General features: G+C 43.1%; 16 protein-coding genes. 9 read left to right on the top strand and 7 right to left on the bottom strand.

The features are described from left to right. From AC6CHI_RS12640 to AC6CHI_RS12625, 4 genes are all read right to left on the bottom strand, one after another. Positions 1-561, bottom strand: a 561-nt coding sequence (locus AC6CHI_RS12640) for a 3-oxoacid CoA-transferase subunit A (protein WP_498121639.1), incomplete at its 3' end; no start/stop codon positions are given. A gap of 158 nt (positions 562-719) precedes the next feature. Further along, positions 720-1,640 (bottom strand): catechol 1,2-dioxygenase, encoded by a 921-nt coding sequence (gene catA / locus AC6CHI_RS12635; RefSeq protein ID WP_498121638.1) that lies wholly within the window; start codon positions 1,638-1,640, stop codon positions 720-722. A gap of 122 nt (positions 1,641-1,762) precedes the next feature. Beyond that, positions 1,763-2,053, bottom strand: coding sequence for a muconolactone Delta-isomerase (gene catC / locus AC6CHI_RS12630; RefSeq protein ID WP_458892867.1), 291 nt, complete (start codon positions 2,051-2,053; stop codon positions 1,763-1,765). Continuing rightward, positions 2,013-3,176 carry a muconate/chloromuconate family cycloisomerase gene (locus tag AC6CHI_RS12625; protein WP_458892866.1) on the bottom strand — a complete coding sequence of 388 codons (1,164 nt, stop codon included), beginning with the start codon at positions 3,174-3,176 and terminating at the stop codon, positions 2,013-2,015. The genes catC and AC6CHI_RS12625 overlap by 41 nt, the downstream gene beginning before the upstream one ends. A 100-nt stretch (positions 3,177-3,276) precedes the next feature. On the opposite strand from AC6CHI_RS12625, the gene AC6CHI_RS12620 reads away from it, so the two are divergent. Beyond that, positions 3,277-4,191: a LysR substrate-binding domain-containing protein gene (locus AC6CHI_RS12620; protein ID WP_458892865.1), complete on the top strand. Its 915-nt coding sequence runs from the start codon at positions 3,277-3,279 to the stop codon at positions 4,189-4,191. A gap of 68 nt (positions 4,192-4,259) precedes the next feature. Here the strand turns inward: AC6CHI_RS12620 and AC6CHI_RS12615 are convergent, their stop codons facing one another. The 3 genes from AC6CHI_RS12615 to AC6CHI_RS12605 all read right to left on the bottom strand — a co-directional run bounded on the left by AC6CHI_RS12615 (position 4,260) and on the right by AC6CHI_RS12605 (position 7,869). Then, a complete protein-coding gene (locus AC6CHI_RS12615) occupies positions 4,260-5,522 on the bottom strand; it encodes an OprD family outer membrane porin (RefSeq protein WP_498121637.1) in 1,263 nt (420 codons plus the stop codon). A 116-nt stretch (positions 5,523-5,638) separates the two neighbouring features. After that, positions 5,639-6,991, bottom strand: a complete 1,353-nt coding sequence (locus AC6CHI_RS12610; protein ID WP_458892863.1) for a spinster family MFS transporter — start codon at positions 6,989-6,991, stop codon at positions 5,639-5,641. A gap of 410 nt (positions 6,992-7,401) precedes the next feature. After that, the gene (locus AC6CHI_RS12605) at positions 7,402-7,869 is read right to left on the bottom strand and encodes a MarR family winged helix-turn-helix transcriptional regulator (RefSeq protein WP_458892862.1); all 468 of its coding nucleotides are present in this window, start codon (positions 7,867-7,869) and stop codon (positions 7,402-7,404) included. 147 nt (positions 7,870-8,016) lie between these two features. On the opposite strand from AC6CHI_RS12605, the gene AC6CHI_RS12600 reads away from it, so the two are divergent. The 8 genes from AC6CHI_RS12600 to AC6CHI_RS12565 are packed head-to-tail and all read left to right on the top strand — an operon-like array spanning position 8,017 to position 14,778. Next, positions 8,017-9,120, top strand: coding sequence for an amidase (locus AC6CHI_RS12600; protein WP_498121635.1), 1,104 nt, complete (start codon positions 8,017-8,019; stop codon positions 9,118-9,120). 45 nt (positions 9,121-9,165) lie between these two features. Then, complete coding sequence (locus AC6CHI_RS12595; RefSeq protein WP_458892879.1) at positions 9,166-10,314, top strand: acyl-CoA dehydrogenase family protein; 1,149 nt, start codon at positions 9,166-9,168, stop codon at positions 10,312-10,314. A gap of 27 nt (positions 10,315-10,341) precedes the next feature. Further along, the gene (locus tag AC6CHI_RS12590) at positions 10,342-10,701 is read left to right on the top strand and encodes an IacB protein (protein WP_458892860.1); all 360 of its coding nucleotides are present in this window, start codon (positions 10,342-10,344) and stop codon (positions 10,699-10,701) included. A 10-nt stretch (positions 10,702-10,711) separates the two neighbouring features. Next, complete coding sequence (locus AC6CHI_RS12585) at positions 10,712-11,239, top strand: nuclear transport factor 2 family protein (protein WP_498121634.1); 528 nt, start codon at positions 10,712-10,714, stop codon at positions 11,237-11,239. A 27-nt stretch (positions 11,240-11,266) separates the two neighbouring features. Beyond that, positions 11,267-12,544 (top strand): aromatic ring-hydroxylating oxygenase subunit alpha, encoded by a 1,278-nt coding sequence (locus tag AC6CHI_RS12580; RefSeq protein WP_498121632.1) that lies wholly within the window; start codon positions 11,267-11,269, stop codon positions 12,542-12,544. Between the two features lie 10 nt (positions 12,545-12,554). Next, a complete protein-coding gene (locus AC6CHI_RS12575; RefSeq protein WP_498121630.1) occupies positions 12,555-13,040 on the top strand; it encodes an aromatic-ring-hydroxylating dioxygenase subunit beta in 486 nt (161 codons plus the stop codon). A 10-nt stretch (positions 13,041-13,050) separates the two neighbouring features. Next, positions 13,051-13,788: an SDR family NAD(P)-dependent oxidoreductase gene (locus AC6CHI_RS12570; protein WP_498121628.1), complete on the top strand. Its 738-nt coding sequence runs from the start codon at positions 13,051-13,053 to the stop codon at positions 13,786-13,788. Positions 13,789-13,824: 36 nt separating this feature from the next. Then, positions 13,825-14,778, top strand: a complete 954-nt coding sequence (locus AC6CHI_RS12565; RefSeq protein WP_498121626.1) for a PDR/VanB family oxidoreductase — start codon at positions 13,825-13,827, stop codon at positions 14,776-14,778. The last annotated feature ends 4 nt before the right edge of the window (positions 14,779-14,782 follow it).

Raw genomic sequence — 14,782 nt, 5'->3', positions numbered from 1 at the left:
GACATTGGCAGCCATGGCCATGATTGGGCCAAAGTTCCGTGCCGATTTACGATAGACCAGATTGCCCCAGCGGTCGCCTTGCTGTGCTTTAATCAAAGCAAAGTCGGCTTTGATTGGATATTCCAAGACATAATCTTTACCGTCGATATGACGGGTTTCTTTGCCTTCGGCCAATAAGGTACCAAAGCCAGTTGGCGTGAAGACTGCCCCAAGTCCCATGCCTGCGGCTTGAATACGGCATGCGAGGTTACCTTGAGGCACCAGTTCTAATTCGATTTTGCCTGCACGATAGAGTTCATCGAAGACCCAAGAGTCGGATTGACGTGGGAATGAACAGATGACTTTTTTGACGGCACCGGCTTTTAACAGTTTCGCCAGGCCATAATCGCCATTGCCGGCGTTGTTGCTGACAATGGTCAGGTCTTTACGTCCAAGCTTGATCAGCCCGTCAATGAGTTCAGCGGGTTGGCCTGCTGTACCAAAACCACCGATCATGATGGTTGAACCATCGGTGATTTGGGATAAAATTTCGTGAACGGAAGTCGAGGATTTATTGATCATATAAAGCACCCATACATGGATTTCGGATCTGCTTCATTCGTGCAAATATCAAATGTCGAAAAGAGGATGAAGAAATTAAAAAATTGCAGCGCTATCTAGAAACTGAATGGAATGAGCTAAGTAATGCCTTAGCTCATTCAAGTTTAAATTTTTAGGTGTTATGCCACCGCACGACGACGATCAACTTCAGTTGAAGGGGCAGAAGCCACCTCTTTTACCAGTTCAATATTAAAAGTGATGTGTTTAAACGGTTTGTCTAAACCACGACGTTGAATTTCAGCAGGGTCAGTCACATCGACCGCAGTTGCCACCAAGCCATCGCGAGTTGCAAAAGCAAAGTCATCCCAAAGGTATTGGTCACCTTCAATGTTGAATTGAGTGGTGAGCTTACGGAAACCAGGTGCAGAAACAAAATAATGTACATGAGAAGGGCGGTTACCATGACGACCAAGTTTATTTAACACGGCTTGCGTCGTACCTTCAGGCGGGCAACCATAACCCACAGGCATGGTGGTTAAAGCGGTATATTGACCTTCCGCATCGGTCAAAATCGTACGACGCAAATTAAACTCAGATTGCGACTTATCAAAGAAAGAATAATTACCCATGCTGTTGGCATGCCACATTTCTACTTTGGCATTTTCAATGATCTGCCCATCCGCATCACGGACAATGCCTTCAATAATTAAGGTATCAATCTGGTCCGATTCACTGCCATCATCCATACGTGCAAAACCAACAGTTTCAGGCGCACCCGCTACATATAATGGTCCTTCAATGGTGCGTGGCGTGCCACCCGTTACACCGGCTTTGGCATCGGCTTCATCGGCACGTAAATCTAAATAATGCTCTAGACCTAAACCTGCGGCCAATAAGCCCAATTCGTTGGCTTGACCAGCATCGGTAAAATATTCCAACCCTTTCCAAACTTCTGAAGCTTGAATATCCAAATCTTCAATGGCTTGGAACAGATCACCCAGCAGGCGCACAATAATTTGTTGAATGCGTGCATCGACAGGTCCTTGTGCGGTGTCGACATTCATTTGTTTAACGAGAGCATCAATTTGTTGACGGTTCATACTATAACTCCTGAAGTATGTAGATTATGGATGGCATTATTATTGGCTATTGATTTAGCTACTTGGTTTTAATGCCACAGTCCTTGTTATGTTTAAAATACAGATTAATGGTGATTCAGATTCTATGAATCATCCTCACGGATGGAAGAGGGATGACGATTCAATGCCATCACTTCAATCTTCATAAAGGGATACAGCGGTAATCCTTGTAAAATGTTATGCAACTCTTCATTACTCTCAACATCAAAAATGCTGATATTGGAGTACTGACCTGTCACACGCCAGATGTGTCGCCATTTCCCAGAACGTTGTAATTCCTGTGAATAGGCTTTTTCAACCGCTTTAATTTCATTGACTTTTTCAAGTGGCATATCAAGCGGAATATGCACGTCCATGCGTACGTGAAATAACATTTACAGCTTCCTTGTCTTTACGACGGAGTCGTTCAATTTTGTCTTCATCAATTTCAATGCCTAAACCTGCACCTGTAGGTAAATGCAACTCAAAATTTTCATAGCGAAGCGGGGTTTTTAAGATGTCTTCAGTCAAAAGCAGTGGTCCAAATAATTCAGTCCCGAAAGCCAGTGTCTCGAAGGTGGCAAAAGCGTGAGCCGAAGCAATTGTGCCAATTGGACCTTCCAACATGGTGCCACCGTATAAATCAATGCCAGCCAATCCTGCAATTTTGGCGACTTCACAGGCTTCGAGTAGACCGCCAGATTGTTCGATTTTGACTGCAAACACATCTGCACCATGACTTTTGGCAATGCGATAGGCGCTATCAGGACCAGTTAGGGCTTCATCCGCCATAATCGCCACGTCAAAACGTTCAGTTAAACGGGCTAATGCATCAGTATTTTGAATGGCACAGGGCTGTTCAATCAGGTCAATACCACCGTCCTGTAACTGTTGAATACCACGAATACATTCCAGTTCTGACCACGCACGGTTCACATCGACGCGTACGCTAATGTCGGCACCGAGAGCTTTTTTAATGGCAATGACATGTTCCACATCTTGCTGTAAAGGGCGTGAACCAATTTTGAGCTTGAAGGCATTATGACGTTTCAAGGCAATCATTTTTTCTGCTTCGGCGATATCCGTTTCGGTATCACCAGACGCCAGTGTCCAGAGTACAGGCAGGCTGTTCCGTAGGCGTCCACCTAGTAGTTCGCTAATAGGCAGCCCAAGACGTTTCGCCTGAATATCAAGTAAGGCAGTTTGTACGGCACATTTGGCAAAGCGGTTGCCATTAATATTTTTACGAATGAGTTTTAAGGTTTGTGCGACATTAAGATTTTTTATTGAAGTCAGTAATGGCGCAAAATAAGTTTCAATATTGGCTTTGACACTTTCAGGGCTTTCTTCGCCATAGCTTAAACCACCAATAGTGGTTGCTTCACCCCAACCGACAATACCATCAGTGGTGGTGATTTTTACGAGGACTAAGGTTTGTGTACGCATCGTCGTTACTGACAGTTGATGCGCTCGGATCGTTGGAATATCCACGAGTATAGTTTCTATGTTTTTATACATGAAGTTTCAACTGTTTCGAACTTGTTTGTATACGATAGAAGAATGTAATACCCTAAAATAGTTATGGACTGGTATTTTTAAATACTAAAAAGGTATGTTAATGGAACTAAGACATTTACGATATTTTGTGACTGTGGTTGAAGAGCAAAGTATTACCAAAGCGGCTGAAAAATTGTTTATTGCACAGCCCCCGTTAACTCGCCAAATTAAAAAACTAGAAGAAGAACTTGGGATCGATCTGTTTGAAAAAGGTTCTCGACCGTTAAAAGCCACTGAAGCCGGCTTATATTTTTATCAGCATGCAGTACAAATTTTAACGCATGCTGCACAAGCAACTAGCATGATTAAAAAGATCAATGCCGTGAATACCACGGTCAAAATTGGCTATGTCAGTTCGTTACTGTATGGGCTTTTGCCGCAAATTATTTATTTATTCAGGCAGAAAAATCCTGAGATTCAGGTGGAATTGCTGGAATGCAGTACCAGAGATCAGGTTGAAGCCTTAAAACTGGGTAAAATTGATATTGGTTTTGGTCGCTTACCGATTAGTGATCCTGCCATCAAGCGAATTTTATTGCGTAAAGAAAAATTAAAACTGGCGATCTATAAAAAGCACCCTTTAAATGCCTATCAGGAAACTGGAGTGTATTTATCGCAGTTGGTGAATGAAACCTTATTTTCTTATCCGAATACGCCTAAGCCGAATTTTTCTACCACGATTCAGGCCATGTTTACGCAATTGGGTTTAATTCCAACCAAATGGACAGAGGTACGCGAAATTCATATGGCTTTGGGTTTGGTTGCATCGGGAGAGGGCGTGTGTCTTATTCCGGAAAGTGCCTGTGATATTGGGATGAAAAATGTCGCCTATCTCGATATTCTCGATCAGCAAGCCTATAGTCCGATTTCCTTATCTATACGTAATATGGACCAGAGCAGTTATATTCCTAAAATACTGGATTGTATTGAAGAGATTTATCGTAGCGAAAATATTTCCAAAAACCTGAATTTATAACGGGATGTCATACCAAACCAATGCCTCATAAGGATGAGGCATTGTGTAATACAAGACACCAATACAGCTTAGAATTTTTTCATGTAATTCACAAAAATACGGTCTTCGGCAAAATCATTGCCATATTTCACGTCATAGTCAATATGAATGTATTGCAGGCTGATGCCTTTTAGATAGGGTTGTTGCAATGCGTAATTCAGCACGTAATTGGCTTCAGTTTCACGATTGTCTGCACCTGTTGCTGACTTGAAATCATGACCATAGACATATTTTACAGCGCCAGTTAAACCCGGGACAAAATTCTTAAAATCATAGCTATAGATAAAGTGATATGATTTTTCATCTTGTTTGGCAAAGCCGGTGACATTCCAGTTAATAAAATAGGTTTCTGGTAAGTAGCCATCCAACAGTGGATAAGCTGAATCCCCAATGATCTGTTGATAGCCCAGCCCCACAGCGTGATTGCTGACTTTGAGCGTTTCCAGCACGCCAATGTTTTGTGCATCTACAGTGAGCGAATCATTGTGATCTTTAGCATTGAAATACTTCAGCTTGGAATTAATCGAAAAACTCGGTTGTTTCCATGTATGTTCTAGACTGGCATAGTGCGTATTATAAAGATCTTCCAGATTGCCAAAATAGTATTCACCTTTAAGGCTTGGACTAAATTGATAGCGCAAATCGAGATAATTTAAACCATCTGAATAATGGGTGAGCCCTTTTGTAGTGTAGGAAAATTTACGAAAATCTTCTTCATTGCGCGGGGAAACTTTTTCTACACGACCAATTTCGGTCTGGAATTGATCCGTCCATTGTGACCTAAGGTTCGTCCCCCAATAGGATGTTAACAGTTGACGACTGGTGTCTACCGAGGTCACAGGGAGGTCTAACCAAAGCTCACCCACACGTAATAAAGAATGAGCATAACCGAGTTTAAGCGTTTCACCATATTTCAGAAAGTCTGAAGCTTGTGACTGACTGGCTTTGTCAAAAGGTAGAATGGAGTCGGGAACATGTTTATCGGAACTTAAACGAACGGCATACTGCACGGAGGCATCCGCACCAATTGTAATCGGGCGATCAGCGAGATGAAGTGGGGTATCGAACATGCGTGATTTGAAAAAAAGCGAAGCGGCTTGTGACCAGCTTCCAGTATCTCGAATACTGGCATTGTCAAAGTCACGGTCAATATAGGCATTTCTTAAGGTAAATTTCCATTCATCTGTTGCATCAGGTTCGGCAGCAAATACACTAGAACTGTAAAAACTATTAAGAATAACAAGGGTAGAGATCGCAAGCGTGCGTTGTCTAAACTGTGGTGTGATTGGCATATTCCATTTCCAATGTGCGAACGCGATAACAGGCGTGTACGCTTATCTAAACCATAAGAGGGTGTCTTCCCCAAAAGAGCGGGGAAAGACCTTAAATGCATCAGTGGGGTTAGGGATTAATGTGATTTTTCGAGTTGAATGCTCTGATCAAAAAACTTGCAGCCCTTGATCAGTAAAATCAGAGCGAATACACAAGAGACACCACCAATCATTGACAATGAAGAACCGACCATGAGCGGATTGCCAAAGTATTTATCGGTCAAAATTGCGACTAATGTTGTACCAATGCCGAGACCAATCAAATTACTTACCAGCAGGAAAATAGCAGAGAGACGCGCACGGAACTGATTTGGTGCCAGCATTTGTAGGGCAGTGGCAGAAATCACCAAAGGGAATGAAGCAAAGAACATCGCAGGAACCAAAAGGGCAATAGAAATACCTAAATGATTGATCTGGGTGAAAAGAGAGATAGGAATAATTAATCCAAGAATGCCAATCACACCTGTGAGCATCGGGGCATTTTGTTTGCCTTTTTTAATCAACCAGTCATTTAACCAGCCCGCGCAGAACACCCCTAAGGTGTTGGCAACCAGCATGATGGTGCCGAGCATATAGCCTGTTTCAGTCGGGGAAAGTGAGAATTTACGAATGTAAAATGCAGGTGTCCAACTGGTCAGGCTGTAAAGTGCCATGGCATAGAAAGTGAAGCCTAAATAATGACAAGTAATGGTTTTGCTATGTTTACGCATGAATTGTAAACATTGTTTAAATTCGCCTTTTTCTACATGACCATAGGCATTTAAGCGTTGTCCTTTACGTTCTGGATCACGTACCGTCAATATAAACAGCAAGCCAATAAAAATACCCGGTAAACCGACCACCAAAAATGCCACTTGCCAAGCTTTCATTGCACCCAAAAGTGGAACTTGTATCAGCGTGGCACCTTTTAGCAGTTTAATCACATAACCACCGACCAAGAAGGCAATGCCGCCCCCTAAAAAGGCACCTACAGAATAGATCCCGACGGCACGGCCTAACTTATCTTTACTGAACATGTCACTAAACATGGAATAAGCCGCAGGCGAAAGCGCTGCTTCTCCAACCCCAACCCCCATACGACATAAAAACAGTTGAATAAAATTTTTACTCATGCCACATGCAGCTGTTGCCAAGCTCCAGACAATAATACCAATCGAGATGAGTTTGGGACGTGAGAAGCGGTCTGCAATATAAGCCAGAGGCAATCCCATAAAAGCATAAAACAATGAGAAGGCAAGACCATGTAATAAACTAAACTGGGTATCGGTTAACAGCAAATCTGCTTTAATCGGCTCAATCATGAGCGCTAAGATTTGTCTGTCGATAAACGAAAAAATATAGGCGAGCATACACAGTATGACCACATACCATGAATAGAGATGAGTTTTTTTATGTTCCGCCTTTTCTACATAGACTTCTACATTGTCCATATGTTGTCCCTTTTATAATTTGATGTGCGGTGAAAATTTCTGAATAGATGTTGTTCGCTCTATTGAAGGCAATAGAGGATTAGATTTGATTCAGATCGATCGTGCTAAGAATGGCTCAAGCATATTTTTTGAATCGGAAATCGCATTTAAATGCAGAATTAAGTTTGAGCCGACCATAGATGCTTGAATAATTATTTTCTTTTTATATGTAAAATTCCATTACCTTTTGAGTATTTAAAAATACCCACGAAGTATGTTTAAGCCGCATTGATTGAAGACAGAAGGGGAAAATGGAATGAACGGGAAGCTGGAAGAAAAATTTAAATGAGATAAAAATAATAATAAAATGAAAAGATTAGCAGATAAACAGCAGTGGATTTACCACTGCTGAGGACAATCGTCAGTAGCGTTTAGCTAGAAGGCATCAATTCAAACAGCTTTTTTAATTGATGATTCAGTGTATGTAACTCTTCTTCCGAAAAGGCATTCAGAATCCCCGCTAAAGTCACGGCACTAATTTGGTTAATCTGTTCCACCAAAGACAAGCCCTTATCTGTCAGTTTCACCATGGAAATACGTTCATCCGTGGTTGAAGAAAACACTTCAACAATACCGTCCTCGACTAAACGATACACGGCTTTAGTGGCTGTGGTCAGTTTTAGGGTGGAGAGGTTGGCAATGTCGGTAATGCTTGCTTCACCTAAGGCGTTGGTACTCAAAATGATTTTACGACGAGTGTTGTCAATGCCCAGTTTTTTAATTGATTTTTCAATAAGTTGGGAATATTTACCATTCACTTGAGAAATCCAGAAAAAAGGGAAATTTCTAATACTTTCAGGTTCGTTATTCGGTAAAAATTGTTCTAAATGGTTCAGCATGGCTAAGCAGTAACTTAGTAAAAATCGATAATTCTATTATAAACAAAATTTTGTGTGTTGCCTCGACAACTATTGGAAAATTTACTTGACAATTACATATAAATTTCCTATATCTAGATTAAGTAATAAAAATACATGGAAAAGTGAATGAATATTGTAGCGCAATCAATTTCTCTGGGTCAGGGGAAATTGAAAGTTATGATCAAAGACACGATAGATATTCAAGGCTTTAAAACCATTTCCGGCAGTCAAGCGTGTTTGGATACACCACCTGCGGAACACAATGCCGAGGTGATTGAGCATATTCTCAAAGCGGATTGCCAAATCATCGCCAAAACCAATTTACATGAATTGGCTTTTGGCATTACGGGAATCAATCATGCGTTTGGTACACCAACCAATCCTAAATATCCAGAACTGATTCCAGGCGGGTCATCTAGTGGCTCGGCAGCGGCGGTTGCAGCACATTTGGCGGATTTCACCTTAGGTACCGATACTGGGGGTTCTATTCGTATGCCGGCAGCATGCTGCGGGGTATATGGCTTAAAACCGACTTTTGGGCGTGTGAGCCGTCAGGGGGTACATCCTGCTTCGAGCAGTTTGGATTGTGTCGGGCCTTTTGCCAATTCTGTCGACATGCTTGAAACCGCCATGCAGATTATCGATCCCAGTTTTATTCCCTTAGCTCAAGTACCGCAGTCGCCTAAACTGGCTTTTTTGAATGTGGCTGCAAGCGATGTAGTTTGGAGCTGTATCGAAGATTTTATGGCCAAACGCAATCTGGGATTAGCACGTGAAAATGTTGAGTCTTTTCAAGCGGCTTATGACGCGGGCATGCAGATTATCAATTATGAAAACTGGCAGGCTTATGGCGCATTAACCCAGACTGGACTGATTGGTGCCGATGTGAATTCACGTTTACTAAAAGCGGCGGCAACCAGCTTAGAACAGGTTCAGCAAGCACAACGGGTAAAAGAGCAGTTTACCCAAGAAATTAATGCCTTATTGGATCGTTATGATGCCTTAATCCTACCGACCCTGCCGCAAATTCCCCCCAAAGTTCAAGATGCTGAAAATACCGTCGCATTTTTGAATTTAACCAGTCTGGTCCGTCCTTTTAATGTGTCGGGGCATCCTGCGATTTCCATTCCTTTAGAAACGGAAGCAGGTTTACCGGTGGGATTACAAATTATTTGTAAGCAGCAACACGACGAACAATTATGTGCAATCGCAAAGTTTATTGCGAGCTAAAACAAAGAGATTACAAGGAGTTAGGTAATGAATCATTTATCTAAAATGGAGTTTGTGTCACAAGATAAAGCAGCAGAATTAGATGCTTTATGCAAAGAAATTAGAACCAGAGCCTGTACAGGTGAGTTTGATAATCAAGCATTTGTCAGTCAGGACATCATTGAGAAGCTCAAGCAGATAGGGGTATATCGTGCCTTAGTGCCTAAACGCTTTGGTGGAGATGAGGTTTCGCCACGCGAGTTTTGCGAGTTGATTGAAACACTCTCAAAAGCCGATGGTTCGGTGGGTTGGGTCGCGAGTTTTGGCATGAGTCCTGCCTATTTAGGTAGCCTGCCAGAAACAACGTTGGAAGAACTGTATAAAGATGGCCCTGATGTGGTATTTGCCGGCGGGATTTTTCCACCACAACCGGCCGAAATCACCGATGACGGGGTAATGGTGAATGGCCGTTGGAAATTCTCCAGTGGCTGCATGGGGGCAGACATTATTGGTGTAGGTATTGCACCGCTTAAAAATAATGAAATGCAGGGTTTACCCCGTATGGCGGTGATGCCTGCCCACAAAGCCAAAATTGAAATGACTTGGGATACTGTGGGTTTAAAAGGCACAGGTAGTCATGATTTGGTGGTGCAAGATGTGCTGGTCGAAAAACACTGGACATTTGTTCGCGGCGAACCTTCGAAATTACCGGAACCTTTCTTTAAATACCCATCGCTTTCCCTAGCGACCCAAGTGCTGACGGTTGTCGGTATTGGGGTTGCAGCGGCTGCACTGGAAGAATTTCAAATTTTGGCACCCGGTAAAGCCTCGATTACAGGTGGTGCAGAAATTGCCAACCGTCCTGTAACGCAATATGAATTTGCCCAAGCAGAAGCTGAATTTCAGGCGGCCAAAGCATGGTTCTACCAAACCATGGATATTGTTTGGCATGAAGTTGCAGCAGGACGCGTGGCAACGACGCAACAGATCAGTGATATGCGTTTGGCTTGCACACATGCGGCTCGGGTATGTGCCAAAGTCACGCGCAAAATGCAAATGCTGGCAGGTATGACCGCCATTTATACCCATAACCCATTTAGCCGATTTGTGAATGACACCAATGTGGTGACTCAGCATGCCTTTATGGGCGATGCCACATTACAAAATGCAGGCTCAATCAGTTTTGGCTTAAAACCAAGCCCAGGCTATTTATAAGTTTAAATTTGGATAAAGGAAATCAAGATGGACGCGAAAAAAAGCTTACGAGTGTTGTTCTGCATGGGCATTAATCAGAATTTTTTTGATGCAACGCCAGAAGAAGCAAAAGCAGTTTGGGCGGCATTTGGCGAGATGTGGAACGGTATTCATGATCTGCCAGGCGTACATGTATTTGGCAATCTCGATGATGACCAAAGCATGGTTGGACCAAGCTCAGGTTGGCCGTGGACGACTTATCTTTTAGCGGATGTACCCAACATTGAAACCGTGCATGCAGCGTGTAATTTATTGCGTACAACGGTGGTTGGCGAGGGTCCATTTAAATTATGGAAATACTGCAAGATTGAAGCGCGTGTTGGGCGTGAATTGATTATTCAGCGTTAAGGTGCATGGCATGGATGACACAGTGAACTTGGCAAGTATTTTGGCCCGTATAGAGCAGTTGGAAGCACAGAATGCCATTCGGAACTGTCTCAATCGTTATATGGAAATTTGTGATGAGCTGAATCCAAACACCAATTTGGATGAACTCATGGCACTTTTTGATGACGAATGTATTTGGGAAGGCATTGGTGAAAAATATGCAAAAAGCTTGGGGCGTTACGACTCATGGCAAGCCATTTACGACATGTTCAAAAGCTATACCCAGCAGCAATCCCACTTTGTCATGAATGCCCATTTTGTCAGTTCGGAACAAATGGAAATACAACAGCAACAGGCCTGTGCAAGCTGGCTAATGTTGCAAACCTCAACCTTCCGCGATGGGCGCAGTCATTTAAATAGCGCCAAACTTACGGTGAAGTTTGTGCAGCAGGCGAATGGCCATTGGAAAATCAAGCATTTTCAAACTGAAAATATCTTCAGTCGCCCAGTTTCCCATTGGCACAGCGAAGCTGAACTGCCTGTTCCCAACAAGCATTAAATTTGAAATTTTAAAAGGATTATTGAAATGAACGGTTTGATTTCGACCCTCAATATTGGTGTGGATTACGAAAGTCTTGTACAGCATGACCGCGCACATACCTCTTTATATAAAGATGAACGCATCTTTGATGAAGAAATGGAAAAGATTTTTTATAGCACGTGGGTTTGGGTGGCACATGCCAGTGAAATTCCTGAAGCAGGTAGTTATAAAACCATCAATATAGGTAAACAACCTGTAGTCGCAGTTCGTGACCGTAAGAAAAAAGTTCATGTACTGCTGAATCGTTGCCGTCACCGTGCTGCCACTGTCTGTGAACATAAAAAAGGTAAAACCAACAGTTTTGTCTGTCCATACCATGGCTGGAGCTATGCTTTAGACGGCACATTGCGTGGTGTGCCTTCACCAGAAAGTTATGGCGAATGTTTGGATAAATCTGAATTGCCTTTGGTCAGCTTACGTGTTGAAGAATACAACGGCATGATTTTCGCGTCATTCAACCATGATGTAGAACCTCTAGAGCAATTCCTCGGGCCTGCGAAAAAGTGGATTGATTTATTCATGAAACAAGGTGCGGGTTATCCAGTCAAAGTCTTGGGTGAGCACCGTTTTACCTTTCCGGGCAACTGGAAAATCCAGCTGGAAAATACCACTGATGCCTATCACTTCCCATTGGTACACAAGTCGTTCTTAAATTCGGTCGATGAAAAAACCGAAGAGTTGTTCAACTTTGAAAATCAGCCGGGTTATGTCGAAGACTTGGGCAATGGTCACAGTGTGATGGTGATGATTCCAGAATTGGTCGATTTAGACGAAGAATTAATGGAACGTCCAATTCAGGAGCGCTTTGAAGATTTAGCGCAAGCACTTCGTGATGAAGGACATGCAGAACTCGAAGTCCGTCGTATTGTGCGTGCAGTCGGTGGTTCGGGTTTTAACTTAAACCTGTTCCCGAATATCGCTTGCTCAATGGCATTTTTCCGCGTCATGCAACCCATTTCGGTTGATAAAACGGAAATTCACCACTCCGTGATTACTATGGATGGCGGACCACAAATCGCCAACCAATACCGTTTACGTTTACATGAACATTTCCAAGGTCCGTTTGGATTTGGTACGCCAGATGATGCTGAAGCTTGGGAGCGTGTGCAAAAAGGCGCTGCAGCGGGTGAAGATCTTTGGATCATGTTGAACCGAGGTTTACCGGGTGAAGTGAAAACTGAAGATGGTTTAAAAAGTGATGTCAGTGCTGAAACAGGGATGCGTGCAGCCTATCAGCAATGGAAAAAGTTGATGACGGCTTAAGGGGAACAACATGAAAATTGATTTGAATTTATTAAATGAAGTGACGGCTTTTATTTGGGCAGAAGCCGATATGTTGGATCACTCGGAGCATGCTGCTTGGCTCAATCTTTGGCATGAAAAAGGGGTGTATATCATTCCCATTGATCCAAGCTTAACCGATTATGAAAATAATTTGAACTATGCTTATGACGATCATCATATGCGCAAAATGCGGGTCGCACGTCTGGAAAATGGTGAAGCCATTTCAACCTCACCAAAAGCCAACACGGTACGCAGTATTTCACGTGTCCGCATTCTGAAAGATGAAGAAGGCGAAATCGTTTTGCGTTGTGCACAAAACTTGCGCGAATTCCGTAAAGAGAACCTGAAACACTATACCGCAGATGTGACCTATCACTTAAACCGTGATGCTGAGTCTGGTTTTAAAATTAACCGTAAAATCATTAACTTGATTAACTCTACCGATACCTTGGCCGGTATTAGCTACATTCTATAGGAGTATCGGTATGCAACAGGTTGTATTAGTGACAGGTGCTGCGTCGGGATTGGGTCATGTCATTGCAGAGTATTTTGCCAGTCAAGGTCATCAGGTGATTTTATCTGCCAGTACTTTAGAAAAAGCCGAGAAAGCCAAAGCACAGAGCCAATATGCTGAGCAGATATTCCCTGTGAAATTGGATATTTCCGTCGAAGCAGATTTTCATGCGGTGGTGCAGTGGATTGAGCAAAAATTTACCAAACTGGATGTGTTGATCAATAACGCCACCGTCACGAAGGCAACCCCTGTATTGGATATTACGGCAGCAGATTTTGACTGGATTACTCAAGTAAATCAGCGTGGGACATTCCAGTCTTGTCAGATCATTGGGCAGTATATGGCAAAAAAAGGCTACGGACGCATTATTAATATGGCGTCTTTAGCGGGTCAAAATGGCGGTACGGCTACGGGTGCACACTATGCAGCCAGTAAGGGTGCGATTGTGACTTTAACCAAAATCTTTGCCAAAGAGTTTGCGGCTAAGGGTGTTACGGTCAATGCCATTGCCCCGGGACCCATGGAATCACCGATTGTCCATAGCGTCGTTTCTGATGAAAAAATGGAACAGTTTATCCAAAATATTCCCGTCAAGGCTTTAGGTAGCATGTCATTCATTGCCGAAACTTGTGCGTTGCTGGCCAGTCCAAATGCAGGCTTCGTAACTGGGGCGACATGGGATATTAATGGTGGATTATTCATGCGTTAAGCCTAGAGCTTCATGGATGAACAAGGAGAAATAACAATGACTACACTTTATGATGTTGTCGTGAAAAACCGCCATGTAGAAGGCGGTAATATTGCCGTAATTGAATTTGAATCGGCAACTGCAACTGTGTTGCCACAAGTCGAACCGGGAGCGCACATTGATGTGCATTTACCAAACGGGATGGTGCGTCAATACTCGCTTTGCCAAAATCCAGCGCAAGTAGGCAAGTTCCGACTTGGAATTTTAAGAGATGCAGAATCCCGCGGTGGTTCAATCTCGGCTTTTGAAGACATTCAAGATGGCATGCAACTTCAGGTTAGTGCACCCAAGAACTTGTTTCCCCTTCAAGCCGCCCAACATACGGTATTGATTGGCGGGGGCATCGGCATTACCCCATTGATTACCATGGCGTATCAATTGGCCCATCAAGGCGCTTCATTTGAGCTGCATTACTGTGGGGCAAGTGTAGACCGTTGTGCCTTTGTTGATGAAATTCAAAATGGGATACTGGCAGGATTTACCACCTTTCATTTTAAGTCTGAAGGTGCCAGTCATCGTCAGTTCTTTGAGTTGGCCATCAAAGATCTAGCGCCTGACAGCCATATTTATACCTGCGGACCTGTGGGCTTCATGGATTGGGTCATTAACCTCGCAACAGCTCACCATTTCCCGCAAGAACAGATTCATAAAGAGTATTTCCAAGTGGAAACTGATACTTCAGGAGATGCCTTTGAGGTGGTGGCAGAGCGGAGTGGAAAAATCATTCTAGTCGATGCGGGTGAAACCATTTTGCAGGCTCTTGCCAAAGAAGGCATCAACATTGAAATGTCTTGTGAGCAAGGCGTCTGCGGCACTTGTATGTGCGATGTGATTGAGGGTGAACCTGATCATCGTGATGTGTATTTTACCGACGAAGAAAAAGCCAGTAATGAACAGATTTTGGTGTGCTGTTCACGTTCAAAATCAGCCCGTTTAGTTTTAGATATTTGATTCT

It is taken from the genome of Acinetobacter sp. GQ146, from assembly GCF_059758585.1.
Note: the sequence above shows the minus strand (reverse complement) of the source record. Positions and strands in the feature narration are given on the sequence as shown.